This window comes from Streptomyces sp. NPDC052043 (assembly GCF_044548235.1).
GTDB lineage: Bacteria > Actinomycetota > Actinomycetes > Streptomycetales > Streptomycetaceae > Streptomyces.
Genome location: NZ_JBIUBT010000007.1, coordinates 83421 through 109442, shown reverse-complemented (window position 1 = coordinate 109442; position 26022 = coordinate 83421). Strand labels below are relative to the sequence as shown.

The 26022-nt window shown below is 70.6% G+C and carries 21 protein-coding genes and 1 pseudogene; 16 read left to right on the top strand and 6 right to left on the bottom strand.

Going from position 1 to position 26022, the window contains the following annotated elements; genetic code table 11:
• The first annotated feature begins 58 nt into the window (after positions 1-58).
• The 4 genes from ACIHCX_RS19570 to ACIHCX_RS19555 all read left to right on the top strand — a co-directional run bounded on the left by ACIHCX_RS19570 (position 59) and on the right by ACIHCX_RS19555 (position 5255).
• Positions 59-1807: an ABC transporter ATP-binding protein gene (locus ACIHCX_RS19570; RefSeq protein WP_400031001.1), complete on the top strand. Its 1749-nt coding sequence runs from the start codon at positions 59-61 to the stop codon at positions 1805-1807.
• Positions 1788-3671, top strand: coding sequence for an ABC transporter ATP-binding protein (locus ACIHCX_RS19565; protein ID WP_400030998.1), 1884 nt, complete (start codon positions 1788-1790; stop codon positions 3669-3671). The genes ACIHCX_RS19570 and ACIHCX_RS19565 overlap by 20 nt, the downstream gene beginning before the upstream one ends.
• Before the next feature lie 180 nt (positions 3672-3851).
• A complete protein-coding gene (locus ACIHCX_RS19560) occupies positions 3852-4232 on the top strand; it encodes a VOC family protein (RefSeq protein ID WP_400030996.1) in 381 nt (126 codons plus the stop codon).
• Positions 4233-4340: 108 nt separating this feature from the next.
• Positions 4341-5255, top strand: coding sequence for an RNA repair domain-containing protein (locus ACIHCX_RS19555; protein ID WP_400030994.1), 915 nt, complete (start codon positions 4341-4343; stop codon positions 5253-5255).
• Here the strand turns inward: ACIHCX_RS19555 and ACIHCX_RS19550 are convergent.
• Positions 5242-5706, bottom strand: coding sequence for a MarR family winged helix-turn-helix transcriptional regulator (locus ACIHCX_RS19550; protein WP_400031356.1), 465 nt, complete (start codon positions 5704-5706; stop codon positions 5242-5244). The genes ACIHCX_RS19555 and ACIHCX_RS19550 overlap by 14 nt on opposite strands.
• Before the next feature lie 264 nt (positions 5707-5970).
• Here ACIHCX_RS19550 and ACIHCX_RS19545 point away from each other — a divergent pair, with 264 nt between their 5' ends.
• The 4 genes and pseudogenes from ACIHCX_RS19545 to ACIHCX_RS19530 all read left to right on the top strand — a co-directional run bounded on the left by ACIHCX_RS19545 (position 5971) and on the right by ACIHCX_RS19530 (position 12147).
• Complete coding sequence (locus tag ACIHCX_RS19545) at positions 5971-7599, top strand: IS200/IS605 family accessory protein TnpB-related protein (protein ID WP_400030992.1); 1629 nt, start codon at positions 5971-5973, stop codon at positions 7597-7599.
• Positions 7600-7611: 12 nt separating this feature from the next.
• A pseudogene (locus ACIHCX_RS19540) lies at positions 7612-8460 on the top strand (alpha/beta fold hydrolase).
• A 328-nt stretch (positions 8461-8788) separates the two neighbouring features.
• Entirely contained in the window at positions 8789-10606 is a 1818-nt protein-coding gene (locus ACIHCX_RS19535) for an L-lactate permease (protein ID WP_400030990.1), read from the top strand.
• A gap of 224 nt (positions 10607-10830) precedes the next feature.
• Positions 10831-12147: a hypothetical protein gene (locus ACIHCX_RS19530; RefSeq protein ID WP_400030988.1), complete on the top strand. Its 1317-nt coding sequence runs from the start codon at positions 10831-10833 to the stop codon at positions 12145-12147.
• 56 nt (positions 12148-12203) lie between these two features.
• On the opposite strand, the gene ACIHCX_RS19525 is transcribed toward ACIHCX_RS19530, so the two are convergent.
• Together ACIHCX_RS19525 and ACIHCX_RS19520 are read right to left on the bottom strand one after the other, a co-directional pair.
• Positions 12204-13160 carry a hypothetical protein gene (locus tag ACIHCX_RS19525; protein WP_400030986.1) on the bottom strand — a complete coding sequence of 319 codons (957 nt, stop codon included), beginning with the start codon at positions 13158-13160 and terminating at the stop codon, positions 12204-12206.
• A gap of 186 nt (positions 13161-13346) precedes the next feature.
• Positions 13347-14027: a GntR family transcriptional regulator gene (locus tag ACIHCX_RS19520; protein WP_400030984.1), complete on the bottom strand. Its 681-nt coding sequence runs from the start codon at positions 14025-14027 to the stop codon at positions 13347-13349.
• 186 nt (positions 14028-14213) lie between these two features.
• Between ACIHCX_RS19520 and ACIHCX_RS19515 the strand changes: the two genes are divergently transcribed.
• From ACIHCX_RS19515 to ACIHCX_RS19495, 5 genes are all read left to right on the top strand, one after another.
• Positions 14214-15404, top strand: coding sequence for a 4-oxalomesaconate tautomerase (locus tag ACIHCX_RS19515; protein ID WP_400030982.1), 1191 nt, complete (start codon positions 14214-14216; stop codon positions 15402-15404).
• Entirely contained in the window at positions 15401-16426 is a 1026-nt protein-coding gene (locus tag ACIHCX_RS19510) for an amidohydrolase family protein (protein WP_400030980.1), read from the top strand. The genes ACIHCX_RS19515 and ACIHCX_RS19510 overlap by 4 nt, the downstream gene beginning before the upstream one ends.
• Before the next feature lie 103 nt (positions 16427-16529).
• Positions 16530-17213: a 4-carboxy-4-hydroxy-2-oxoadipate aldolase/oxaloacetate decarboxylase gene (gene ligK, locus ACIHCX_RS19505; protein WP_400030978.1), complete on the top strand. Its 684-nt coding sequence runs from the start codon at positions 16530-16532 to the stop codon at positions 17211-17213.
• Between the two features lie 26 nt (positions 17214-17239).
• Entirely contained in the window at positions 17240-18163 is a 924-nt protein-coding gene (locus ACIHCX_RS19500; protein ID WP_400030976.1) for an amidohydrolase family protein, read from the top strand.
• A gap of 52 nt (positions 18164-18215) precedes the next feature.
• The gene (locus tag ACIHCX_RS19495) at positions 18216-19598 is read left to right on the top strand and encodes an MFS transporter (protein WP_400030974.1); all 1383 of its coding nucleotides are present in this window, start codon (positions 18216-18218) and stop codon (positions 19596-19598) included.
• A gap of 82 nt (positions 19599-19680) precedes the next feature.
• On the opposite strand, the gene ACIHCX_RS19490 is transcribed toward ACIHCX_RS19495, so the two are convergent.
• Positions 19681-20229, bottom strand: coding sequence for a DinB family protein (locus ACIHCX_RS19490; RefSeq protein ID WP_400030972.1), 549 nt, complete (start codon positions 20227-20229; stop codon positions 19681-19683).
• A 138-nt stretch (positions 20230-20367) separates the two neighbouring features.
• Here ACIHCX_RS19490 and ACIHCX_RS19485 point away from each other — a divergent pair, with 138 nt between their 5' ends.
• Positions 20368-20997, top strand: coding sequence for a class I SAM-dependent methyltransferase (locus tag ACIHCX_RS19485; protein ID WP_400030970.1), 630 nt, complete (start codon positions 20368-20370; stop codon positions 20995-20997).
• Positions 20998-21028: 31 nt separating this feature from the next.
• Here the strand turns inward: ACIHCX_RS19485 and ACIHCX_RS19480 are convergent, their stop codons facing one another.
• Both ACIHCX_RS19480 and ACIHCX_RS19475 read right to left on the bottom strand, forming a co-directional pair.
• Positions 21029-23263, bottom strand: coding sequence for an ArnT family glycosyltransferase (locus ACIHCX_RS19480; protein ID WP_400030968.1), 2235 nt, complete (start codon positions 23261-23263; stop codon positions 21029-21031).
• Between the two features lie 210 nt (positions 23264-23473).
• Complete coding sequence (locus tag ACIHCX_RS19475; RefSeq protein WP_400030966.1) at positions 23474-24139, bottom strand: DUF4097 family beta strand repeat-containing protein; 666 nt, start codon at positions 24137-24139, stop codon at positions 23474-23476.
• Positions 24140-24422: 283 nt separating this feature from the next.
• On the opposite strand from ACIHCX_RS19475, the gene ACIHCX_RS19470 reads away from it, so the two are divergent.
• The gene (locus tag ACIHCX_RS19470; RefSeq protein ID WP_400031354.1) at positions 24423-25172 is read left to right on the top strand and encodes a helix-turn-helix domain-containing protein; all 750 of its coding nucleotides are present in this window, start codon (positions 24423-24425) and stop codon (positions 25170-25172) included.
• Between the two features lie 361 nt (positions 25173-25533).
• On the top strand, positions 25534-25893 hold the full coding sequence (locus ACIHCX_RS19465) for a hypothetical protein (RefSeq protein WP_400031352.1): 360 nt from the start codon (positions 25534-25536) through the stop codon (positions 25891-25893).
• Positions 25894-26022 lie beyond the last annotated feature (129 nt).

The window sequence follows — 26022 nt, the reverse complement described above, 5'->3', positions numbered from 1 at the left end:
CGGCCGACTCCGTTCCAACGGGCGGTTCCTGTCCGCCGTCAACCCGGGGTGTCATTTCGTGCTGTTGAGACTCATGCGCACACAACTACGCCCCTATACCGGGTCCGTTGTCACTCTCGTCGTTCTGCATCTGGTGCAGATCCTGGGCACGCTGCTGCTGCCGACGCTGGGTGCCGCGCTCATCGACGAGGGCGTCGTCCGCGAGGACAGCGGACGTGTCGGCACCATCGGCGCGACGATGGCGGTGGTGGCCCTGGTGCAGATCGCCGCGGCGCTGGGTGCCGCGGCCCTGGGCGCGCGCACCTCCACCGCTCTCGGCCGGGATCTGCGGTCCGCGGTCTTCCGCCGGGTGCTGGACTTCTCCGCCCGCGAGATCGGCCGGTTCGGCACCCCGTCCCTGCTGACCCGTTCGGTGAACGACGTGCAGCAGGTGCAGAACCTCGCCCAGTCCGGGCTCGGCATCTTCGTCGCGGCCCCTCTGATGTGCCTGGGCAGTGTGGTGCTCGCGCTGCGCCAGGACGTGACGCTGGCTCTGATCCTGGTCCCGATGGTGCTGGTGGTGGCCGTCTGCTTCGGTCTGCTGCTGTCCCGCATGGCCGCGCTGTACGCCCGGCTCCAGCAGACGCTGGACCGGATCGGGCGGCTGCTGCGGGAGCGGATCACCGGGGTGCGCGTGGTGCGCTCCTTCGCCCGCGACGCCTACGAGGGCGAGCGCTTCACCGCCACCAACGAGGAACTCCTCGGTCTGTCCCTGGGGGTGGGCCGGCTCATCGCGGTGATGCTGCCGTCGGTGCTGCTGCTGATGAACCTGTTCACCCTGGCGCTGCTCTGGGTGGGGGCCCGGCGGATCGACTCGGGCAGCATGCGGATCGGCGCGCTCAGCGCCTTCCTCAGCTATCTGTCGCTCATCCTGATGTCGGTGGTGATGCTGGCCTTCGTGTTCCTGAACGTGCCGCGGGCCCGGGTGTGCGCGGAGCGGATCACGGAGGTCCTCGACGCGGAGACCGACGTCGTCCCGCCCGCCGCGCCGCGGCCCATGACGGGTCCCGCCGGGCAGGTCGAGCTGGTGGGCGCCGAGTTCCGCTACCCGGGCGCCGAGAACGCCGTGCTGCGGGACCTGTCGCTGACGCTGCGGCCCGGTGAGCGGGTCGCCGTCCTCGGCAGCACCGGCGCCGGCAAGACCACGCTGGTCCACCTGATGCTGCGGCTGGTCGACGCGACCGCGGGCGAGGTGCGGATCGGCGGCACGGACGTGCGCGAACTGGACCCGTCGGTGTTGGCCGCCGCCGTGGGCTACGTGCCGCAGCGGCCGTACCTGTTCGCCGGGACCGTCGCGACGAATCTGCGCTTCGGCCGGCCGGACGCCACGGACGAGGAGCTGTGGGAGGCGCTGCGGGTCGCCCAGGCGGACGGCTTCGTGACCCGGCTCGGCGGCCTCGACGCGGAGATCGCCCAGGGCGGCACCACCGTCTCCGGCGGTCAGCGCCAGCGGCTGGCGATCGCCCGGGCGCTGCTGCGCCGCCCCGCCGTCTATCTCTTCGACGACTCCTTCTCGGCGCTCGACCAGAGCACGGAGGCGGCGCTGCGGAAGGCCCTCGTGCCCTGCACCGAGGGCGCCACCGTGGTCACCGTGGCGCAGCGCGTGGCCTCCGTGCGCGACGCCGACCGGATCGTCGTCCTGGACCAGGGCGGCATCGCCGCCACCGGCACCCATGACGCGCTGCTGCGCGACAGTCCCACGTACCGCGAGATCGCGCTCTCGCAGCGCACCCGAGAGGAAGCCGCTCATGGCGCCGGACGTTCCTGACGAGCACGAACCGGACGTTCCTGACTCGCACGGAGAGGAGCACGGGCAGGAGCGCGGAGAGGAGGACAAGGAGAAGGCTCACGAGTCGGAGCGGCCGGTCCGCCGGCTCGCCGCTCTGCTGCGCCCGCACCGCCGGTCGGTGGTTCTCGCCCTGTCGGCGGGTGTCACCGGCATCCTCCTCAACGCCTTCGGCCCGCTGCTGCTGGGCCGCGTCACCGACCTGGTCGCCGACGGCGTCCTCGGGCACGGCGGGCCGGCCCCGGGCGTCGACTTCGGGGCGCTCGGCAGGCTGCTGCTGATCCTGCTGGTGCTGTATGTGCTGGCGTCGGTGTTCATGCTGGTGCAGAACTGGCTCGTGGCCTCGGTGGTCCGGCTGCTCATCCACGACCTGCGGCACCGGGCCCAGGAGAAGCTGGCGCGGCTGCCGCTGCGCTACTTCGACCGGAAGCCGACGGGTGAGACGCTCAGCCGCGGCACGGACGACGTCGACAACCTCCAGCAGACGCTCCAGCAGACCCTGACCGACCTGATCAGCTCGGTGTTCTCGCTGCTCATCATGTTGTCCCTGATGCTGTTCATCTCGCCCTCGCTGGCCGGGGTGATGCTGCTGAGCGTCCCGGTGTCGGGGCTGCTCGCCGCCTGGATCAGCAAGCGGGCCCAGCCGCGGTACGCCGCCCAGTGGGCCGCGAGCGGCAAACTGACCGCGCACGTCGAGGAGATGTGCGCCGGGCACGCGCTGGTGAGGGCCTTCGACCGGCGGGCGGAGGCCGAGCGGCGCTTCGACGAGCGCAACGAGGCGGTATACCGGGCAGCTGCCGGCGCGCAGTTCGCGTCCGGCGCGATCGAGCCAGTGATGATGTTCGTCGCCAACCTCGGCTATGTCGCGGTCGCCGTCGTCGGTGCCTGGAAGGTCGTGAACGGCTCGCTGACCCTGGGCGATGTGCAGGCGTTCATCCTGTACGCACGGCAGTTCAGCCAGCCGATCGTGGAGATCGCCTCGGTCGCGGGCCGCCTGCAGTCCGGGGTGGCCTCCGCGCAGCGGGTGTTCACGCTGCTGGACGCGCCGGAGCAGGATCCCGAACCGCGCCGCCCGCTCGCCGTGGAACGCGCCGAGGGCCGGGTGGAGTTCCAGGACGTGTCGTTCCGCTACTCCCCCGACGTGCCGCTCATCGAGGGCCTTTCGCTGTCCGTGGAACCCGGCAGCACGGTGGCGATCGTCGGCCGGAGCGGCGCCGGCAAGACCACGCTCGCCAACCTGCTGATGCGCTTCTACGAGATCGACTCGGGCCGCATCCTCCTGGACGGCACCGACACCGCCTTGATGAACCGCGACGACCTGCGCTCCCGCTTCGGCCTCGTCCTTCAGGACACCTGGCTGTTCAAGGGGACGATCGCCGAGAACATCGCGTACGGGGTCCCGGGCGCGTCCCGCGCGGACATCGTGGAGGCGGCCCGGGCGACCTGCGCCGACCGGTTCATCCGCACCCTGTCGCAGGGGTACGACACGGTCCTGGACGACGAGTCCGGGGGTGTGAGCGCCGGGGAGAAGCAGCTGATCACCGTCGCGAGGGCGTTCCTCGCGCAGCCCGCCGTGCTCGTCCTGGACGAGGCGACCAGCTCCGTGGACACCCGTACCGAGCTGCTGATCCAGCGGGCCATGAGCACTCTGCGGGCGGGCCGGACGAGCTTTGTGATCGCACACCGCCTGTCCACCGTCAGGGACGCCGACGTCATCGTCGTGATGGAGTCCGGCCGGATCGTCGAGCAGGGCACCCACGACCAGCTCCTCGCCGCGCGGGGAGCCTACGCCCGCCTGCACGCCGCCCGCGCCGAGGCCCCCACCGCCGACGCGACGGCCGGCTGACCGGCGAAGCGCGGCCGGGGCCGGCTGATCCCGGTTCCCCCGCTTCCCCGCCTGTCCAAATCCACTTCTCAAGCGCTCGCCTCACCCGGTACGGTCTCGCTCACGTTCCCGCTGCCGGGAGGCCGAGAGTTCCGCGCACGGTCACCCCGGCGATTCCCCCGTTGAGAGCAGGTTTCGTCCATGGCATGTCGCATCAGTGAACTCGTGCTCGGTTGCCACGATCCCGAGGTGCTGGCGCGGTTCTGGTGCGAGGTCCTGGACTTCGTCGTGCTCGACCGCGAAGGGAACGACTGCATCGAGATCGGGCCGCGCGAGGGGTTCGGCGGCCCCCAGCCGACGATCATCCTCAGCCGCAGGGACGAGCCGGAGCCCGGGAAGTCCCGGCTGCACATCGACGTCAACTCCACCGACCGCGATCAGGACGCCGAACTCGAACGCCTCCTGAGCCTCGGGGCGCGCCCGGCCGACATCGGCCAGACCGGCGAGGAGCAGTGGCACGTACTCGCCGACCCCGAAGGCAACGAGTTCTGCCTGCTCAAGGCCCGCCTCAAGCAGCTCTGACGGCTCTGGGTCCGCACCTTCCTGCGCGTGGCGGCGTCATCGACTGGCCGCCCCGCAGAAGGGCACCCTGAAGGAAGAGAAGGGGTGAAAGGCGGGAGAGGAGGCGTGATGCGGACCAGTGACGAGATCTATCACCGGGTCCGCTGGGACCCGCGGTTCGACCCGGCCCGGTTCGTGCTGGGGATCCGCCGCCGAGGGGACGGCATCGCACGTGTCCCGCTGTCCTCCTTCGTGCCCGGGGGCGACATCCCGTGGCACCGGGTGGTGTTCATCGAGGCGGACGGCGAGGTCGTCTGGGACCGGACCACGGGCGTGGACCGCGTCGACCAGTCGCGCGCCGGCCGGGTACGGGACCCGCAAGCGGACCCGGGCCGCGACAGGAGCCCCGGCGGGGACGAGCCCGTCGACGTCCTCGACGTGTTCCCGACGGCGCGCACGGCCGTGGCCTGGATCCCGCCCGCGGAGCTGTGGCCGCCGATCCAGGACATCCGCCGGGATCACGATCCACAGATCCACCGGTGGCCGCCGCACGTCAACATCCTCTACGGATTCGTGCCGGAGTCCGACTTCGAGCGGGCTGCCCCGCTGCTCGCCGCGGCGACGGCCCGGACACCGGTCTTCACCGCCCGGCTGGACGGCGTACGTACCTTCCGGCACCGGGCGTACTACACCGTGTGGCTCGATCCGACGGCAGCCGGCGACGCGCCGTGGGCGGACCTGCACCGAGCGCTGCGGCAGCGGTTCCCCCGCTGTCGTGGGCCCGCCAAGGGCTTCACCCCGCACCTGTCCCTGGGCAGGACCGGGGATCCGCAGCGCGTCACCGCCGACTGCGCCACCCGGCTCGAGGCCATGACGGCGACGGTCTGGGAACTCGTCCTGCTCTCCCGCAGGGGCGACGAGCCGATGCGGCCACGGGCCACGGTCGCCCTGCGCACGGGCGAGGTCCGCCGGCTGCCCGCACCCGGCCTCGAAGCGCCGGGCCCGGAGGACACCGACTGGCTCTCCGAGATCACCCGGCGTTGAGTTCCGCGATGCCCGGCCCGGACCCTGGAAGGAAATCGGCTGCTCGACGCGCGGCGGTCAGGTAGCGCTGAACGATGTCCAGTTCGGCCGGGGTGAAGTCCTCCGCCGCGTCGACCAGGTTGGCGATGAGCGGGCCGAAGAAGGACCGGCCCAGTTCCACGGCTTTCTGCTCCACCGTCAGCATGACGCGCCGTCGGTCGTCTTCGTCACGCTTGCGGCTCACGAGCCCCAGGCGCTCCAGCCGGTCCAGCAGGGCGGTGGTACCGGCCGAGTTGAGCCGCAACGCCGCACCCAGTCGTCCCGGGGTGACGTCGGTGCCCGCCCGGTCGGCGTCCAGCAGGTGGATCAGAGCCCGCAGGTCGGTCGGGTGCAGTCCGTTTCGCGCGGCGAACTCGGCGCCATGCAGGTCGAGTTCCACGGTCACCGCGCGCAGCAGATGGACCAGTCGCATCGCGGGGTCGATGTCATCGCTCACCCGGCTATCATCTCGCTGAGCGAGATACTTGGTCAACGAGACGACTCCCGGGGGGGTGAACTGCCGCCGTTTGACAGCGGTTGGGCGTGTTCTGGTGTGCGTGAGCGAGCTTCGCAGTTGCGGCGTGGGGTGGCGGCGCGTGGCAGGGCGATGGGTGTTCTGGTTTCGAATGCGTGACCTTCGGCCGGGGTGGTCGTTGGGTGCGGTGAGGGGTTCTTCGGCTTCGGGCGAGGGTGGGGTGTGGGCGGGTTGCGTGAGGTGGTGGCGTCGTTCGTGGTGCCCGGCCCGTCCGGGGTGGCGATCCGCGCCGGTCTCAAGGGGCTGGCCGGGCAGGACGAGACGGTGCTGCGCCAGGTCGGCGCTCTGCTCGGCTCGCTGGCCTCGCGTGACCTGAAGGCGCGCTGTGCGGCGGGGCTGGACCACGACAGTGAGCAGTGGGCGCGGCGGAAGCGGGCGTTGACGGGGGAGTCGTCGTCGCGGTGGGCGGGCAGTATCACCAAGGCCACGCATGATCAGTGGGCCTTGGCCCGGCGCGGTCAGCTCGCCCACATGCAGAGTCTGCGGGCAGGCGCCGAGACCATCACGTACCGGCTTGCGCAGCCCATCGGGGCCAAGGGCGCCAAGGGGAGGCCGGGCGGTTACCGCTCGGAGCGGGAGTGGTTCGCCAAGTCCCGGCGCCTGCACGTGCTTCAGGACCGGCTGGAGCAGGAGCGGGCCGACTGGGAGGCCGGACGGGTGCGGGTGGTACGCGGCGGCAAGAAACTGGCGCGTGACCGGCACCACCTGAAGGCCGCCGGGCTGACCGAGGCGCAGTGGCGGTCGCGGTGGCACGCCGAGCGGTGGTTCCTCCAGGCCGACGGCGAGTCCGGGAAGCGGTTCGGAAACGAGACGATCCGCATCACACCCGTCGGTGAGGTGAGCATCAAGCTCCCGGCGCCAATGGCCGACCTGGCCAACGCGCCACACGGCCGGTACGTACTCGCCTGCCGGGTCCGCTTCCACCACCGCGGCGAGCAGTGGGCCGACCGCATCGCCTCGAACCGTGCCGTGGCCTACCGCATCCACTACGACGTAGACCGGGACCGCTGGTACGTGACCGCCTCCTGGCAGAACCCACTCGTGCAGACGGTACCGCTTTCGGCGGCCCGTGCGGGTGGGCTGGTCGGCGTGGACATGAACGCCGACCACCTGGCCGCCTGGCGCCTGGACGCACACGGCAACCCACTCGGCACACCCCGCCGCTTCGACTACACCCTGACCGGCAGCGCACAGCACCGCGACGCACAGGTGCGCCACGCCCTGATCCGCCTGCTGCACTGGACCGTACGCCACGGTCTGGCCCTCGCGATCGAGGACCTGGACTTCACCGCCGAGAAGACCCGGGAGAAGCACGGCCGCCGCAAGCGGTTCCGCAAGCTGATCTCCGGGATGCCCACCGCCCGGCTGCGCGCACGCCTGGTGTCCATGGCGGCCGAGCTCGGTGTCACCGTCGTCGCCGTGGACCCGGCCTTCACCAGCCGCTGGGGCACCCAGCACTGGCAACAACCCCTCACCACCACGACACGCAAGCCCACGCGGCACGATGCTGCCGCCGTGGCAATCGGACGACGCGCCCTGGGATGCCCGATCAGGCGTCGGACGGCACCGCCCCCACACGACCGGAGCGATCGTGTGCGGCATCGGACCGTCCAGGCCCGACCGGACACCCCGGGACGTGAGGAACCCCGCCCCCGCATTCCCGGACCACGGAGACGATCCGTGCCGCCCGGACGCGGAGCGAAAGCGGGCAACCAGTGTGCCCACAACCGTTCGGGGCACACGACTGAGCACGAGCCCTGGCACCAGGGCTCACTCCCGCTCAGTTTCTAGGAACGGTTCGCCGTGTCCTCATCCCAAGGCTTCTTCGCCGCCTACGACGCGCTGCTCGCCCGCTGGCCCACCGGTACCGCCGAGCTCGACGTTCCCACCCCGTAGGGGACCACCCGGGTCCACGCCTACGGCCCCGCTGACGCCACCCCGGTCCTCCTGCTGCACGGCGGCGGCTCCACCGGCGCGGTCTGGTTCGCCAGTGCCCCGGCACTCGGCACGCACCACCGGCTGCTGGCCGTCGACATCCTCGGTGATGCCGGGCGCAGCGTCCCCGGTGGGCGCCCGCTGCGCTCCACCGCCGACCTGATGGGCTGGTTGGACGCGCTGCTCGACGGACTCGCCGTGTCCCGCACGCACCTGCTGGGCCACTCCTACGGCGGCTGGCTGGCCCTGACCTACGCCCTGCACGCCGCACGGCGGGTCGACCGGCTGGTGCTGCTCGACCCGACCCAGTGCTTCGCCGGCTTCCGACCGGGTTTCCTGCTGCGCTCGCTGCCGATACTGCTGCGCCCGACGGAAGCCCGCGCACGCGCCTACCTGGACCGTGAGACGGCGGGCACGGACACCGACCTGGACTGGAAGCGGCTCTACGCCTTGGCGGTCTCGGACTTCCCGAACCGGAGACTCGTCGTCGGTCGCCGCCCGGACCCCGCGGCGCTGAACGTTCCGCTGCTGGTCCTGCTCGCCGGCCGCAGCGACGCCCACGACGCCGAGAACGTCGCGGCCCGCGCACGCAAGGCCGTACCGGACGCCCAGATCGAGATCCACGCCGGGCTCACCCACTTCGCCATGCCCACCGCCGTGCCCGCGCAGACGAACCACCGGATCGCCGACTTCCTGGCAGCCAGACCGGAGGAGTAAGCCGCCCCGGGCGCCGCCCTGTTGCGAGGCAGAACAGGACGTGCTTTTCCTGAGGACGCGGCGCCCTCACATACCGTCATAGAGTTGCTGATGGTGCGACAGGAGGACGTCCGTTTGTGACGCAGGCCACCCGCGCCCCTTGACGCGGATCCGGCCCCACTGCATTCTTCCAGCATTCGGTTGGTGTCTACCGAGTAGTGGAAGCACACGCTCGACGGCCCCCGCTCCGGCCCCGGCGCCGCCGTCCCGCACGCCCTCGCGCAGACCACCCCGGCGCCGACCCCTGGCGCGGCCCCCTCCTCTCCGGTGTCGTAGAAAAGGGTGCTCCATGATCCTCGCCAGCTATCAGCAGGACTACAGTCCGGTGGGCAACTCGCTCGGGCTGTCGTCCATCATCGCGATCCTTCCGCTGCTGGTCCTGTTCGTGCTGCTCGGCGTGGTGCGGATGAAGGCGTGGATCGCCTCGCTGATCTCCCTTGTCATCGCCGTGGTGCTCGCGGTCGCCGTGTACTCGATGCCGCTCGCCGACGCGCTCAACAGCGGTCTGCTGGGCGCGGCGTTCGGCTTCTTCCCGATCATGTGGATCGTCATCAACGCGATCTGGGTCTACAACCTCACCGTCGAGACAGGTCACTTCGACGTGCTGCGCAGGTCGTTCGCGTCCATCAGCGACGACCAGCGCGTGCAGGCGATCATCATCGCCTTCTCCTTCGGCGCCCTCATGGAGGCGCTGGCCGGTTTCGGCACGCCCGTCGCGATCAGTGCGGTCATGCTGATCGCCCTGGGCTTCAAGCCGCTCAAGGCGGCGACCGTCGCCCTGGTCGCCAACACCGCACCCGTGGCGTTCGGCGCGATAGCCGTGCCGATCACCACACTGGCGGGCGTCACCGGTCTGCCCGTGGACGACCTCGGCGCGATGGTCGGCCGGCAGACGCCGGTCCTGGCGCTGTTCGTGCCGCTGGCCCTGGTGTTCATCGTGGACGGTCGACGAGGACTGCGGCAGACCTGGCCGCCGGCGGTGGTGTGCGGCGTGTCCTTCGCGGTCTTCCAGTACCTGTCCTCGAACTTCTGGTCCGTGCCGCTCGCCGACATCATCGCCGCGCTCGCCTCCGCGCTGGCGGTCCTGGCGTTCACCCGGGTGTGGCACGCCGAGGAGACGTACCAGGAGGGCGACGCGGACGACGGCCTGGACGGCGTCCCCGACGGTGCCGGCAGCGACCCCGACGGTGCCGGCGGCGGCTCCCGCCGGCCGCGGACCCCCGGCGGCGAAGCGGGCCCGGGCGACGGCGAGTCCGCGGACACCCCGGTACTGACCCGGGCCCGCGCGGACGCCGACCGCGACCCGCACGACCGGCCGCTGGACGTCTTCAGGGCATACGCCCCCTACTTGGCCGTCATCGTGGTGTTCGTGCTGGCCACCCGGGTCCCGGCGATCACCGGGAAGGCGCCGACCGGGGTCGGCGCGACCGGTACCGGTCTGGAGTCGGTGACGCACATCGTCAACTGGCCGGGGCTGCACATCGTCAAGCCGAACGGCGACCCGGTCGCCACCACCTTCAAACTCAACTACCTGTCGGCGGCCGGGAGTCTGCTGCTGATCGCCGGCGTGATCAGCATGGTGCTGCTCCAGGTCGGCCCGCGCCGCGCCCTGCGCGCATACGGACACACCCTGGACCAGCTGAAGTTCGCGGTGCTCACCGTGATGCTGGTACTGGGACTCGGCTACATCATGAACGAGTCCGGTGAGACCACCACACTGGGTCTGTGGATGGCCGGTGCCGGCGGTTCCTTCGCCTTCCTCTCACCGATCCTCGGCTGGCTGGGCGTCGCGGTCACCGGCTCCGACACCTCCTCCAACTCCCTGTTCGGCGCCCTCCAGGTCACCGCCGCCCACCAGGCCGGCCTGTCCCCCACCCTCATGGCCGCGGCCAACTCCTCCGGTGGCGTGCTCGGCAAGATGATCTCCCCGCAGAACCTCGCCATCGCCGCGGCCGCGGTCGGCTTCGAGGGCCGGGAGGGGATTCTCTTCCGCCGGGTCATCGTGTGGAGCGTGGTCTTCATGCTCGTCATGTGCGTGCTGATCTACCTGCAGAGCACCCCGGTGCTCGACTGGATGGTCGTGGACTCGCCGCCGGTCACCCCCTGACACGGAGGTGTGCACGCAGCCGACGCCCGTGCAGAAGGTGACCGTCATGGCGAGGTCTCCAGCCAGGGCCCGACAGGTCGCGCGAACCACCACATGATCTGTCCGGGACCGGACATGTCCGGTCCCCGCCACTCCGAAGGCCTTCCACTGACCTGCTCCGCGTCGTTTGAATGCCGATCAGGCCCAGGCACACCGAGCCTGGCGACATTGAGGAGTCAGTACGGATGAAGCGCTCCATCCTGGCGACCCTGGCCGTCGCGTCGCTTGCGACCATGTCACTCACCGGCGCGACAGCAGCCAACGCGTTCTCCCCCGCCGCGGCCACCGTCGCCATGACCGCGCCCCATGCGGCAGCCCAGTCCGCGGACATCTCGCAACTGCGCCAGCAGTTCAACGACTACATCGCCGGCCTCGACCTCGATGCCGACACCCGAGCGGCCGCCGAGGCGGCAGGCTCGTCGGACGACGCACTCGTCGCGGCCGCTGCGAAGTCCCTGGCCCAGGTAAAGGCAGCGCTCACCGATGCCGGCGTCGACAACGAGTGGACCTCCGGGGCCATCAACCCCGACGACTACAACTGCTCGACCACGGACTTCCGCGAGTGGGCCCGCGCTCAGACCGCGCAGATCGACCCTGCGTCGTGGGACTGGTACCAGAACGGCTTCCTGGGGCTGTCGCCCGACCTTCTGCTCCAGTACTGGACCCTGATGAAGACGCCCACCAACCCCCAGGACACCGCTCTCGGACCCAACGGGGCGAACACCAACGAGCTCGCTCGCACGTTCACGAACCTCCAGCGGTTCTGGGACGTCGACACCAGCGACGTCGGACTCGTCTCGCTCGACGCCAAGGTCCTCGGCCCCGACGGCGCGGCCGACCGTCAGCACGTGTACGACGGCCTCAGCGAGATCAGCCCGCTCGGCGCGCTCTTCCTCCAGATCGGCGTCGAGGGCGGTCTCGGTTCGGGCCAGCTCAACGGGTTCCCGGGCGGCGTCGACAACCCGATGTTCTCGCTCAACGCGTTCGCGATCGACCCCGCCCATGCCGGTGACTCGCAGGAAACCCTCGAGACGCTCGGCATCACCCGGCGTGTGGCGGTGGGACAGGGCATCCTCCAGATGTGGAACGAGCTCGGCCTCGGCCGGGTCGCCGGACGTGCGGTGATGGCCCACGAGTTCGGACACCAGGTCCAGTACTCGGACAATCTCTTCGAGACCGACATCACCGACGAAGCGGAGGCCACCCGCCGTACGGAGCTGATGGCCGATGCCTTCGGCACGTACTTCATGGTCCACAAGCGCGGCGAGTCGCTCAACAAGGCGTACACCCTGCAGGATCTCCAGACGTTCTACAACGTCGGCGACTGCAGCTTCTCCAACCCCGGGCACCACGGCACGCCCAACCAGCGCTACCACAGCTCCGCCTGGGCTGCCGGCCTCGCCAAGAGTGCCGACGACCAAGGACACGTCCTCCCGAGCCTGACGGTCGCCGACTCCTTCGAGAAGATGCTGCCCGAGATCGTCGCTCCCGACGCGGACTGAGGAAACAGGCAGCGTCTTCTTCGCGGCACCTCTGACACGGTACGTCGGCCGTCGGGTCACACCCAGCCATGTCTGGCGATCTGCAGTCCCAGCTGGAAGCGGGTATCCGCTCCGAGCAGCTCCTGCAGTCGAGTGACCCGGCGGCCCACGGTGCGTTCGGACACTCCGAGCTCCCGCGCGATCGACCGGTCGGTCAACCCGATGCTCAGCAAGCGCACGAGAGGCCGGAAGTCCTTCGAGCCATCCAGCACGAGGCTCTCGTCGGCGAGCGGCATCGACAGCTGCCAGTAGGACTCGAACACGCTTCGCAGCCCCGCGACAAGCCGACGATTCCGAATGTTGGCGACGTGCACCTCCTCATCGCCATCAGAGGTGACGTTGGCGGAGACCGCGTCGTCGACGATGACGAGATTGATGGGAACGCCGGGAAATACCCTCGCCTGTTCGCCGGCCGCCATGCATGACTCCACCACCTCGATCGCCTGGGGAGACTCGAGCAGTCGGCTGTCGTACACGACCCTGACCTCGATCCCGCGTGCCAGCACCCCGAAGACACCGTTCGCCGTGGCGATCGGTCGATCGCCTCGCGGAGCCATGGTCAGCGCGTCGATCCGGGTCGTCGCGGAGCTGACAAGGTCCGCGTATTCCTGCAGCGCGATCGCACCGGTCGATATGTCGACGCCCACGTCCGCTCGCCGGGACGCGTTCCACACATCCGTCAGCTCCTCGCCGATCTCTCGGATGTGCGCTGCCAGTTGCGTGTACGACTGCGCAACCGCCTCGAGCGGGCCACGCGGCGCCCGCGCTTCGACCATCCCCTCGGCTCGCGCGACGAGGCCCGCGCGCAGCAACGGCCCGAGGACGCGATCGTCCACCTCGGCCAGCGGCAGCCGACCGGCGATGGCCAGCCGCACATAGAGTGCTCGCGCATCGTCGTCCAGGTCCAAGAGCACCTGGTCCGCGGGCAGGCCGGACCGAGGGACATGCGCCGACGTCACCGATTCCCGCAACATGCCAACTCCCGTCGTCCCGACCCGACCTCGGCCGGTCCAGCACCGGCCGGCCAGACAGCCTATAACTGGCCCTGTTCACGGGTTTGCTGTCGACGTGGCGGGAGACCAGTCGTGGCCGCGTGGTCCGTGTCAGTCGGTGAGGGGACGCGGCCCCGGGAGGAGTGGAGAGGGGGCGGGCCCGCTCGGTCAGGGGCGGGTCGGGGCCGGCGTGGGTGAGGGGGCGGCCGAGGACCGCAGTTGCTCGATCACGTCGTCCAGGTGGGCGGCGGCGGCCCGGGCCGCCGCAGGGGCGTCGCCGCCGACCACCGCGTCGATGATGGCCAGGTGCTGCGGCAGGGACTGGTGGGGGCGTCCGGGGCGCAGGGCCAGCCGGAACTGGAAACGCACCATCGGCCCGTTGAGGCGCTCGAGTTGGCGCCGGGCGACCTCCTGGCCGCTGGCCTCGATGACCAGCTCGTGCAGCCGCTGGTTGAGGGAGGAGTAGGTGTCCCACGCGCCGTCCGCGACGGCCCGGCGCATGTCCGTGCCGATGCGGTCCAGCTCCGCGCGCTGTTTCTCGCTCGCCCGCGTGGCCGCCTTCCGGGCGCACAACTGCTCCAGCGCCGAACGGCACTCGGTGATCTGGATGGCCTCCTCGACGGACACCACGCGGACCCGGGCCCCTCGATGGGGGACGATCTCGAGGATCTCCTCGGCGGCGAGGTCCTGAAGTGCCTCACGGACGGCGCCGCGGGTCGTCCCGTAGGACTCGGCGAGGTCGTTCTCGACGAGCCTCTGCCCGGGTGCCAGGTCCCCGGAGCGCAGGGCGTGCCTGATGGCGTCCGCCACGTACTGGCGGCCGGCGGCACCCGTGAGCTTGTCCGTCACTCGGTCGACCTCTTCCGTCGTTTCCGTCGTCTTCCATCAGCGGCTCTCGCAGGGAGAACCCTAGTGCGCGGGCCGGTGCGACCACACCGGAAGCCCTCAGGTTGGCAATTTGTTCGGAATATCTTGTCAACAATCTCGTTGATGACTTAGCTTACTCCGCAATCCCCCGTTCACGAAGGAGTGGTCATGCCCGCCGTAGCGGCCGCCCGGGCCCCAGAGGTCACCAGCCGCGGCTCCCAGACCGCCGTTCCGTGCCTGTTCATGCGGGGCGGCACGTCGCGGGGGCCGTTCTTCGACGCGCGGCTGCTGCCGGACGACCCCGGCGTGCGGGACGCCGTACTGCTGGCGGCGATGGGCTCACCCGATCCGCGGCAGATCGACGGCATCGGCGGCGCTCACCCGCTGACCAGCAAGATCGGCATCGTACGCCCGGCCACGGAGGCCGCCGTCGACCTGGAATGGACCTTCGCCCAGGTGCAGCCCGGCGGAGACGTCGTCGACACGTCGTCCAACTGCGGGAACATGCTCGCCGCCGTGCTGCCGTTCGCCGTCGAGACCGGCATGGTCGTGCCCACCGGGGACCGCACCACCGCCCGCGTGCTGACCCGCAACACCGGCATGGTCGCCGAGATCACCGTCGCCACCCCGGCCGACCGCTCGGGGGCCCGGCACGTCGCCTACGAGGGTACGGCCCGCATCGACGGCGTCCCCGGCACCGCCGCCCCGGTCGAGATCGGGTTCCTGGACACCGCCGGCTCCGTCGCCGGTTCCCTCCTGCCCACCGGGCGGGTGCGGGACACCGTCGAGGTGCCCGGAGTGGGCCCCGTCGACGTCACCCTCATCGACAACGGCCAGCCCCTGGTGGTCGTCGCGGCCGAACGCCTGGGCGCCACCGGCTACGAGACGCCGGCCCAGATCGACGCCGACGACGACCTCAGGGCCCGGGTGGAGGCGCTGCGCCTGGTGTGCGGAGCGGCCATGGGTCTTGGCGACGTCACGACGCGCAACTACCCGAAGATGACGCTGGTGGCGCCGCCGCGGCACGGCGGCACCCTCTCCACCCGCAGCCTCATCCCGCGGGTGTGCCACCAGTCCATCGGCGTGCTGGCCGCCGTCACGGCCGCCACCGCCTGTGTGCTCGAGGGCAGCGTCGCCCACGACGTGGCCGCCGCGGTGTCCGGCCCGGAGCCCACCGTCTCCGTCGAGCACCCGTCCGGCGAGTTCAGCGTCACCCTGGGACGCGACCCGGACGACCCCCAACAGGTCACGCGCTCCGCGCTGTTGCGCACCGCCCGCCTCATCATGGCCGGCGACCTGCTCGTCCCCCGGTCCGTCTGGGACCCCACTCCCACCGTTCAGGAGAAGAAGTCCGCGTGATCATCGACATCCACGGCCACTACACCACGGCCCCCGCTCCCCTCGGGCAATGGCGTGACGCCCAGGTCGCCGCGCTCACCGACCCGGTGCAGGCACCCGACCCGGCCGGCCCCGTCATCAGCGACGACCAGATCCGCGAGTCGATCGAGACCAACCAGCTGCGGCTGATGGACGAGCGCGGCATCGACGTCACCGTCTTCTCCCCCCGCGCCTCGTTCATGGCGCACCACATCGGTGACTTCGCGACCTCCTCGGCCTGGTCCCGCATCTGCAACGACCTGTGCCACCGCGTGTCCGAGCTGTACCCCGACCGTTTCGTCCCCGGGGCGATGCTGCCGCAGTCGCCCGGGGTGGACCCGGCCACCGTGGTCCCGGAGATCGAGCGGGCCGTACGGGACCTGGGCGCGGTCACCGTCAACCTCAACCCGGACCCCAGCGGAGGCCACTGGACCGCTCCCCCGCTGACCGACCGCTCCTGGTACCCGGTGTGGGAGAAGCTCGTCGAGCTGGACGTGCCGGCCATGGTGCACGTCTCCACCAGCTGCAATCCGGCCTTCCACACCACCGGGGCGCACTACCTCAACGCCGACACCACCGCGTTCATGCAGCTGCTGACCGGCGACCTGTTCGCCGACTTCCCCGAGCTGCGCCTGGTCGTCCCGCACGGCGGCGGCGCGGTGCCGTACCACTGGGGCCGGTTCCGGGGTCTGGCACAGGCGCTCGGCAGGCCGGAGCCGGAGGAGTCGCTGCTGCGCAACGTCTTCTTCGACACCTGTGTCTATCACCAGCCGGGCATCGACCTGCTGCTGGACGTGATCCCCGTCGACAACGTCCTGTTCGCCTCCGAGATGATCGGTGCCGTCCGCGGCGTCGACCCGCGCACCGGTCACCACTTCGACGACACCCGCCGCTACGTCGAGAAGGCGGGCCTGTCCGCCGAGGACCTGGCGGCGGTCGAGGAGGGCAACGCCCGGCGGGTCTACCCGCGTCTGGACGCCCACCTGACCGCCCAGGGCCGCTGAGTCCCCACCCCGCGAGGCGGGGGAGGGCGGGCGTCCCCCGTCCACCGGCCCTCCCCCGCCGCCCAAGAGGGCCCCCGCCCCCGAAAGAGCAAGGAGCCGCACCATGCACCACCTCGGAGTCGTCCACCGGAACATCGAACGCGCCGACCGCGCGGCGGTCGAGGCCCTGTCGGAGTTCGGGGTCGCCACCGTGCACGAGGCCATGGGCCGCCTCGGCCTGATGCGTCCCTACCTCCGGCCCGTCTACGAGGGCGCGAGGCTCTGCGGCACCGCCGTCACCGTGCTGCTGCAGCCCGGCGACAACTGGATGCTGCACGTGGCCGCCGAGCAGGTGCGGGAGGGCGACGTCGTGGTCGCGGGCTGCACCACCGAGAGCGAGGACGGCTTCTTCGGGGAGCTGCTCGCCACCTCGCTGCGCGCCCGAGGCGCCCAGGGCCTGGTCATCGACGGCGGCTGCCGCGACGTCGACGACCTGCGCCGGATGGACTTCCCCGTCTTCTCCCGCGCGATCAGCGCCAAGGGCACCGTCAAGGCCACCCTCGGCTCGGTCAACGTCCCCGTCGTCGTCGCCAACGCACTGGTGAACCCCGGTGACGTGGTCGTCGCGGACACCGACGGTGTCGTGGTCGTCCCCGCCGCCCGGGCCGCCGAGGTCGCCGAGGCGGCCGCGCGGCGCGAGGCCGCGGAAGAGGGCAAGCGGGAACGGTTCCGGGCCGGCGAGCTGGGCCTCGACCTGTACGCGATGCGCGGCCCCCTGGCCGAGCTCGGCCTGACCTACGTCGACTGACGCCCCGAGCCCGAGGAGCACTCCCCATGACCGACCAGGCCTTCACGGTCACCCCTGGCTGGCTCGACTGGTACCGCGGCCCCAGCACACCCGGCTTCGTCCTGCCGCCGGGAGCCGTCGACGCCCACTGCCACGTGTTCGGCCCCGCCGCCGAGTTCCCCTTCGCCCCCGAGCGCAAGTACACGCCCGTCGACGCCTCCAAGCACGACCTGTTCGCCCTGCGGGACCACCTCGGCGTCACGCGCAACGTCATCGTGCAGGCCACCTGCCACGGCGCCGACAACAGCGCCCTGGTGGACGCCCTGCTCACGGCCGGCCACCTGGCCCGCGGTGTGGCGACCGTGCGTCCCGACGTCAGCGACGAGGAACTGCGGCGCCTGCACGACGCCGGCGTGCGCGGCGTGCGCTTCAACTTCGTGAGGCGCCTGGTGGACGCCGCGCCCACCGCCGCGCTGGAGGCCATCGCCCGCCGCATCGCGCCTCTGGGCTGGCACGTCGTCCTGTACTTCGAGGCGGCGGACCTGCCCGACCTGGAGGCGTTCTTCGCCTCCCTCCCGGTGCCGCTCGTCATCGACCACATGGGGCGCCCCGACGTCACCCGGAGCCCGGACGGGCCCGAGTTCGCACGCTTCCTGCGCTTCGTGGAGGCCAACGACGTCTGGGTGAAGGTCTCCTGCCCCGAGCGTCTGACCGTGACCGGGCCGCGCGCCCTGGACGGGGAGCGGCACGCCTACCGGGACGTCGTGCCCTTCGCCCGCAAGGTCGTCGACGAGTTCACCGACCGGGCCCTGTGGGGCACCGACTGGCCCCACCCGAACCTCAAGGACCACATGCCCGACGACGGTCTGCTCGTCGACCACATCCCCCATGTGGCGACCACGCCGGCCCGGCAGCAGGCCCTGCTCGTCGACAACCCCATGCGTCTGTACTGGCCCGAAGAGGCCCGCTGACGTCACCTCGGCCCGGTCATGCCGCCGGGTCCCCCATTCCCAGGAGCGTGCAGTGCAGCACATCCGCACCACCAACGCGGCGAACCGGCTCGACCGGTTGCCGATCTCCAAGTTCCACAAGACCACTCTCGTCGCGGTGGCGTTCGCCTACTTCTTCGAGTTCGCGGACATCAACACCTTCGCCATCACGGCACCGGTGGTGCGCGAGCAGTGGGGTGCCGAGGTCAACCACGTCGCCTACGTGACCTCGTTGTCCTTCGTGGGCATGTTCATCGGCGCCATCGTGGCCGGCGCGCTGGCCGATCGGCTGGGACGCAAGCGCGCCCTGACCGCGACCACGCTGTGGTTCACCCTGTGGTCGTTCACGTGCGTCTTCGCCTGGGACATCTGGTCCCTCGGCGTCTTCCGGGTGCTGACCTCGGCGGGCCTGTCCGCGATGACCGTCGTCGCCGTCGTCTACCTCAGTGAGCTCTTCCCCGCCGCCAAGCGCGGGAAGTTCCAGGCGTACGCCATCGTCATCGGCATCTGCGGCACCCCCGCCACCAACCTCATCGCCTCCGCGGTGGTGCCGATGTCCGACTGGTCCTGGCGCCTGGTCTACCTGTGGGGTTCGCTCGGCGTGCTGTTCCTGTTCTTCGTGCGCAAGCTCGAGGAGTCCCCGCAGTGGCTCGAGTCCCGCGGCCGCCACGAGGAGGCGGAGACCGTCCTGGCGCGCATCGAGGCGAGCGCGGCGGCCGAGCACGGGGCGCTGCCCGAGGCGCAGGAGCCCAAGCCGCAGGGCCCGGTCGTCAAGCCGGGGCTGGGGCTGCTCAAGGACAAGAAGTTCCTGTACCCGACGATCCTGCTGTCGGTCCTGTGGATCACCCAGACGATCGGCTTCTTCGGCTACTCCAGCTGGGCTCCGACGCTGCTGGCCGCCGAGGGCGTCAGCGTGGAGGACTCGATCTTCTACGTCGCCCTGACCACGGTCGGCGCGCCGCTCGGCTCCTTCCTCGCGGCGATGGTCACCGACCGGTTCGAACGCAAGTGGTGCCTGGTGGTCTTCGGGCTGGTCATCGCCGCGTCCGGACTGATGTACGGGCTGACCTTCACCCCGGTGCTCATCGTCGTCTTCGGGTTCCTGGTCAACCTCTTCGAGCGCGGCTACACCGCCCTGGCGTACGCGTACTCCCCCGAGCTGTACAACACCAACGGCCGCTCGCTGGGCACCAGCGTCGCCTACGGTCTGGGACGCCTGTCGAACGCGGTGGGCCCGCTGATGATCGCCGGTATCTACAACGGCGTCGGCTACAAGGCGGTCTTCATGTTCATCGCCGGTTCGTGGACCGTCGGCGCCATCGTGCTGGCCGTCTTCGGGCCGGCCACGCGCCGCCGGCGGCTGGCGGCCGAGGCCGAGGCGGGGATACAGCCGCAGTCCGTCACCGCGACGTCCTGAAAGCCGGGCCGGCCGGGGCCGGCAGCCGCGCGGGGTCCGCTGCTCGACAGACGGACCCCGCGCCGTGTCCGCCTCCCCGGCCCTACGCGGGTTCCCCGGGTTCCCCGGGCCGGGCGCCCGGCGATCGATCCCAGTCCTGCGGGTGGTCGCCCGTTCGCCCGTCCAGGAGTTCGCGCACGATGTCCATGTGCCCGACGTGGCGTGCGGTCTCCTCGATCATGTGAATGAGTGTCCAGCGCAGGGACACGGATGCGCCGTGCCATGCGGTGCCCAGACTGTCGATCTCCAGCTCGTCGATCACTTTGTCGGACGCGGCACGGGCCCGGCCGTAGAACGCGACGATGTCCGCGGCCGTCTCCGAGGGCGTTGGGCGCAGATCGGCGTCCGGGTCGTCGTCGTCGAACGGGAGAGGTTCCGTCTCACGCCCGAACGTCTCGCTGAACCAGCCGTATTCGGTGGCTGCCAAGTGCTTCACGAGCCCCAGCAGGGAGGTCCCGGACGGCGTCATCCGCCGTCGTAGCTGGTCCTCGTCGAGACCCTGCAGTTTCCAGAGCACGACATCGCGGTGCCGGTCGAGACTGACGCGCAAACTCTCTTTTTCGCCACCTGTGGCAGGAACCTGTCGAGTCATCCGCGGACTGTAACCACTGGACTTGCGCCGACGCGACCGGTTTGTTCGCCCGGCAGCTCGGGAACGGAAGCCGCCTCAGTCGTCATGTGCAAGCGGCCGTGAACGGCGTTGAACGGCACGGGTGTTAGCTTCTCTCCCGTGGCGGAACACCAAAACGAGACCAGGGCGGCCTACGACGGAGTCGTCGAGCTCTACGCGTCGATGTTCGCTGACCGGCTGGAGACGCGGCCGTTCACGCGGGCCATGGTCGGCACCTTCGCCGAGCTGGTGCGCGGGACGGGGAACCTGCGGGCAGCCGACGTCGGGTGCGGACCCGGACATCTGACGGCCATGCTGCACGACTTGGGGCTGGACGCCTTCGGGCTCGACCTCTCCCCGGCCATGGTCGGCCATGCCCGGCGGGCCTATCCGGCGCTGCGGTTCGACGAGGCGCGCATGGAGTCCCTGCCGGTCGAGGACCGCGCGCTCGGCGGAGTGCTGTCCCACTACTCGATGATCCACACCCCGCCCGGGGAACTGCCCGCGCTGCTCGCCGAGCAGACGCGTGTCCTGGCACCAGGGGGCCTGCTCCTGGTCTCGTTCTTCGCGACCGAGGGACCGGAGCCGGTCCGCTTCGATCACAAGGTGACGCCCGCGTACAGCTGGCCGGTGGACCGGTTCGCCGAGTTGCTGGCCGGGGCCGGGCTCGCCACGGTCGCTCGGCTTCTCCACGACCCGGCCTCCGAACGGGGCTTCCTCGACGCCCACTTGCTGGCCCGCCTCGACTAGAGCATGCCCCATGGCCTGGGCCGGGGGCGGTTCACGCGGCGCCGGCAGTGCACCGGTACAGCTCCTCGCCCGGTGCGCCGGGCGTTTTCGTCGCGTCGGCGGATTCCGTTCCGCCGTAGGCGGAGGTCGGTACGGGGGTGCAGGCGGACCGGACCCAGGCGGTGATCTGCGTGGCACCGGTGGCGGTGCGGTTGCCGGTGCCGGTGCGGTTGCCGAACAGGGCGCCCATGCCGCGACCGCCGCCGCCCAGCAGCACGTACCGGAGCTTGCCGGAGGCGACCAGGTGCCGGAACTGCGCCTCGGTCGGGAACGGCACACGGCCGCTGTAGCCGCCCAACGGCAGGACATGGGCACCGGTGGCGAGGACGTAGGGGGAGGCACCGTTCCAGCGGGTGGTGGCGAAGACGTAGGTGGCCGAGCCCTGGTGCGCGGTGGTGTACCGGAGCAACTCCCGCTGGGTCGCGGTGAGTCGGCCGTCGCCCCGGCGGACACGGAAGCCACCCGTGCCACCCGGCGCACCCGGCGCACCCGGCGCACCCGGCGCGCCCCGGGTCTGCCCAGGGCTGCCGGCCCCGGTCAAGGGGCGCTGCCCCGTCCGGCCCCCCGCCGACGTCACCGAACGGTGGCCGCGGTGCTTGCCGGAGGGGCCGACCGCGCCCATGCCGGAACTGCCGTACGCGGGGTTGAAGACCTGCACCGCCCACGCGCTCGGCGCGAACAGCAGCGCGGCGAGGGACGCGGCCAGCCCGGCGAGCGCGAGCCGGCCGCCGGGGGCGCCACGGTGCCGACGGCCCACCACCAGCAGGACGACGGCCCCCAGGCCGAGCAGACCCACGGCGGGTGCCAGCCAGGGCAGGAACGACGGAAACCTTCCGGCGAGATGCGCGCTCCACGCCGCCGTGGCCGCCACCGCGCCGGGCAGCGCCCACGCACGGGGGCCGCCCGCACGGTACGCACGCCACATCAGGGTGACGCCGCCGCCGGTGAGCGCGGCGAGCGGTACGGCGATGACGCCCATGTAGTAGGTGTGGCCATCGACACTGCCCGCGCTGAACACCAGGAAGTACGTGGCCAGCCAGGTGCCCCACAGGAGGAATCCGGCACGGACCCGGTCGGTGCGTGGCCGGCCCCGGCGCCACAGCACACCGCAGGCGACGGCGACGGCGGCGATCGGGTAGAGCCAGCCGGTCTGCGACGCGAGCGACGTGCCGAACATCTTCGACCAGCCGTTCTGGTCACCGCCCCAGCCGCCCCTGCCACCGGACCCGGCCTGGCGCGCCTCGCTCGTCCCGGCCGTCTCGCTCGCCTGGGTGACCGCACCGGCCTCACGGTCGGCGAGCCCGCCATGACCGCCTCCACCGTGGTGGCCTCCGCCGTTCCGCGTCGCGCTCACGCTCCCCGTGGAGGCCGCGTTGATGCCGAGCGAGGAGAAACGGTTGAGGAAGTTGTAGCCGACGACCATGCTGAAGGCGGAGTTGTTGGTGGTGCCGTCGACATAGGGCCGGTCCTTGGCCGGGGTGAGGGTGACGGCGAGCATCCAGGACATCGAGACCGCGGCCATCACCACGGCGGACAGGCCCAGGTGCGCCAGCCGCCTGCGCAGCGCGATGGGCGCCGACAGCAGATGGACGAGGGCGAGCGCGGGAAGCACCGCCCACGCCTCCAGCATCTTGGCCTGGAAGCCGAGCCCGACCCACACCCCGGCGAGCAGGAGCGGGCCCAACCGGCCGTCCCGGGCGGCCCGCTGGGTCGCCTCGGCCGCCAGCAACACGCACAGGGTGAAGGCGGGGTCCTCGACGGCGGTCCGGAAGAGTCCCACGGCCACGGGGGTCAGCAGGAACGCCGTGGCGGCGATGAGCGCCGCCTCCACCCCGGCCCAGCGCCGCACCAGCCGGTACAGGACCAGCAGGCTCGCCACGCCCTCGATGACCTGAGGAAGAACCAGTGCCCAGGGGTGGAATCCGAAGATGCGGGCGGAGAGCGCCTGCGGCCAGAGGAATCCCGGCAGTTTGTCGAGCGTGATGGAATTTCCGGGGTCGAAAGAACCGTAGAAGAAGGCCTTCCAGCTCTCCGTCATGCTGCGGACGGCGTTGGCGTAGAACGTGTGGTACTGGCTGTGGTTGATCCCCCAGGCGTACAGCACGGCGGCCAGCACGGTGATGACCAGCAGCGCGGGGCGCGCGTAGGCCGGCTGGTCCGCCGGCGCTCTCCAGGGCGCTCGGCGGTCGGTCCCTGCGGCGTTCGGGGCGAGGACTGTCGTAGCCATGCACGGCAGTCTTCGGTATCGCACGAGCCGACTACGTAAAAGAAACCCGCTTCAAGGAATTTCTCATCCCCCGAGGGAAATCCTTTAACCGCGACGGCCAGGACGAGGCGTCGTCGTGTTCGCACCCGCCGGGACGCCGACCGTGGGCGATCGCCACGATGAGGTCCCGGACCATGCGGACGTGACGACCGGCCACACACTCGGCACCTGTCAGATGCTCCGGGCGGTGATGTCACCGTGGGAGGTGGTGGCGCGGATTTCCAGCTCGGCGGTGCCGTCGTTCTTGAGGGTGTTGCTGATGCGGCCGTAGCTGGTGCCCGCGTCCAGGGTGGCCGAGACGCCGGCAGCGGCGCCGACGGTGATGTCGCCGGACTGAGTGCGGAGCACGACCTTCCCGCCCGTGGCCTCGGTGATCCGGATGTCGCCCCTGGTGGTGCTGATCTCCGCGGGCCCGCCCAGCCGGCCGACCTCGACGTCGCCGTCGACCGCGGTGAGACGAAGGCTCGCGGTCTCGTCCAGCTTGATCTGACGGTACGCACCGTCGAAGGCGACGTCGCCCAGACGGCCGACGGTCCGGAGTTCGGCGCTGGCCGTCTTGGCCTCGACCCGGGAACCGGCGGGCAGCTTGACCGTCACCTCGATAGACCCGGAGGGGCCGAGGTACTGGTTCTTCGTCGCCGAAGTCCCGATCCGCAGGACTCCGTCGGCGTACTCGACCGTGGTCTGCTCCGCTGCCTTCGTGTCGCGGCCCTTCGAGGCGTTCGAGGGCAGGACCTCGACCGCGGTGTCCGCCCGGTCCGCAGCGATGAACAGGACGCGTCCCGCGGGGATGTCCAGGACGGCGGAGATCGGGGCGGGGGTGTCGAACTTCTGCATCGTGCTCTCCCTTATGCTTGCGACTCCCTGTTTCCTAACACTGGAAACACTACGTTGCTTTCCAACTCCCGACAACAAGTCTTTTGCTTAGCAACAGCATCTATGCAGGTGAGATGGCATTAATCATTGCAACACCCTCCCACTTAACGCAACAACAGAGAGTCGCTCGTTGCAATGAAATGAGGATGAACGCTATGGTGGTGGCGTCCAGGAACACCGAACAGCCCCGCGGGACACCCATGGAGCACCCATGGAGCGCCCACGTGGCATGAAGGAGGTCGTGATGCCGGGAGGCAGACTCACCCAGCAGGAGCGCCAGCAGATCGCGGTGGGACTGGCCGACGGCCTGGCCTACGCCGAGATCGCCCGCCGTCTCGACCGACCCACCTCCACGATCACGCGTGAGGTGACGCGGAACGGCGGCCCCACCGGCTACCGCGCCGACCTCGCCCACCGGGCCACCCAGCAGCGCACCCACCGGCGCAGGCAGGCCGCGCCCGGGGGGCCGCAGGCACTCCCGCAACCCCACGGACGCGACGCCGAGGCCGTGCAGGACTACCAGGAGAACCTGACCACCGTCCTCATGACCTCGGGCCTGCCCAAGATGATGGCCCGGGTGCTGGGCTGCCTCTACACCACCGACACCGGCAGCCTCACCGCCTCCGAACTCGCCCAGCGCCTCCAGGTCAGCCCGGCGTCCGTCTCCAAAGCGATCACGTTCCTCGAGGGCCTGGACCTCGTCCGCAGGGAACGCGACGGACACCGCCGCGAGCGCTACGTCGTCGACGACGACCTCTGGTACCAGTCGATGATCCGCAGCGCCCGGGCCAACGACCAGTTCATCGAGACCGCACGGCAGGGCGTCGACATCCTCGGCCGCGGCACCCCGGCCGCCAACCGCCTCGAGAACGCCGCCCGCTTCCTCGACTTCGTCAGCGAAGGACTCATCCGCGCCGCGGAGCAGGGTCGCGAGGTCCTCTACACCAGAACCGACACGACCTCGACCAACCCCGCCGAACCGGGTCGTCCGTGACAATCGCGTTCGCCGTACTGCACCTACCGCGCCTGCTGCCCCTGAGCACCCGGGACGAGGACGCGGAGATCTGCGCGCGGTTCATCCGGTGCACGGTGGAGGGCGGTCTCAGCAATCTGTGCAGTACGGGCCGGCCACGGCCTCGGGCGGCGCAGGTGGCGGCAGTTCGCCAGCCACATCCTGCTCTCGGATTCTGTGGATGATCTCGTCGTCGGTCACGCCGACATACGTAACAGTTGCCACCGACAGCTTGCCCGGTTGCCCTGGAACCAAGCTCGAAACCCGGTGGCCGCCGTACACGGGCTGTCGATACCGTCGGGCTCCCAGCCAGCCGCATCGGCGGTGGACCCGCCCAGGAGCGATTCCGGTGACCAGCCAGCAAGCAACGACGACTCTGTGGCGTCCCACCGGCCCCAAGGAACTGGAGCTGGTGTGTGAGCTGGACTGGCGCGCCTGGCCACCCCGGCTTCCCGAGCAGCCGATCTTCTACCCGGTCCTCAACGAGGACTACGCCGTCAAGATCGCGCGGGACTGGAACGTCAAGCACGACGGCGCCGGCTTCGTCACCCGCTTCGAAGTCGAGTCCGCCTTCCTGTGCAGGTACCCGGTCCAGCAGGCAGGCGGACAGACGATACTGGAACTGTGGGTACCGGCCGGGGAGCTTGACGAGTTCAACGCTCACATCGTCGGCAAGATCCAGCTGGTTCACGAGTTCCACTGAGCCACCTGCGGGAGAGGACGCCGCCCGGGGCCGGGCACGGGCTGGAACTGTGCGAATGCCGTCACCCCGGCCTCACCCACCTGGGCGAGGCCGGGGTCGGTCTGCTGATGCTGATGGTCAAGTCGAGGT

Coding starts and splice junctions, on each gene's coding strand:
- ACIHCX_RS19515 (WP_400030982.1), top strand. CDS start 14,214: ATGCCCGCCGTAGCGGCCGCCCGGGCCCCAGAGGTCACCAGCCGCGGC.
- ACIHCX_RS19525 (WP_400030986.1), bottom strand. CDS start 13,160: ATGTTGCGGGAATCGGTGACGTCGGCGCATGTCCCTCGGTCCGGCCTG.
- ACIHCX_RS19490 (WP_400030972.1), bottom strand. CDS start 20,229: ATGACTCGACAGGTTCCTGCCACAGGTGGCGAAAAAGAGAGTTTGCGC.
- ACIHCX_RS19480 (WP_400030968.1), bottom strand. CDS start 23,263: ATGGCTACGACAGTCCTCGCCCCGAACGCCGCAGGGACCGACCGCCGA.
- ACIHCX_RS19530 (WP_400030988.1), top strand. CDS start 10,831: ATGAAGCGCTCCATCCTGGCGACCCTGGCCGTCGCGTCGCTTGCGACC.
- ACIHCX_RS19500 (WP_400030976.1), top strand. CDS start 17,240: ATGACCGACCAGGCCTTCACGGTCACCCCTGGCTGGCTCGACTGGTAC.
- ACIHCX_RS19550 (WP_400031356.1), bottom strand. CDS start 5,706: ATGCGACTGGTCCATCTGCTGCGCGCGGTGACCGTGGAACTCGACCTG.
- ligK (WP_400030978.1), top strand. CDS start 16,530: ATGCACCACCTCGGAGTCGTCCACCGGAACATCGAACGCGCCGACCGC.
- ACIHCX_RS19565 (WP_400030998.1), top strand. CDS start 1,788: ATGGCGCCGGACGTTCCTGACGAGCACGAACCGGACGTTCCTGACTCG.
- ACIHCX_RS19470 (WP_400031354.1), top strand. CDS start 24,423: ATGCCGGGAGGCAGACTCACCCAGCAGGAGCGCCAGCAGATCGCGGTG.
- ACIHCX_RS19560 (WP_400030996.1), top strand. CDS start 3,852: ATGGCATGTCGCATCAGTGAACTCGTGCTCGGTTGCCACGATCCCGAG.
- ACIHCX_RS19475 (WP_400030966.1), bottom strand. CDS start 24,139: ATGCAGAAGTTCGACACCCCCGCCCCGATCTCCGCCGTCCTGGACATC.
- ACIHCX_RS19535 (WP_400030990.1), top strand. CDS start 8,789: ATGATCCTCGCCAGCTATCAGCAGGACTACAGTCCGGTGGGCAACTCG.
- ACIHCX_RS19555 (WP_400030994.1), top strand. CDS start 4,341: ATGCGGACCAGTGACGAGATCTATCACCGGGTCCGCTGGGACCCGCGG.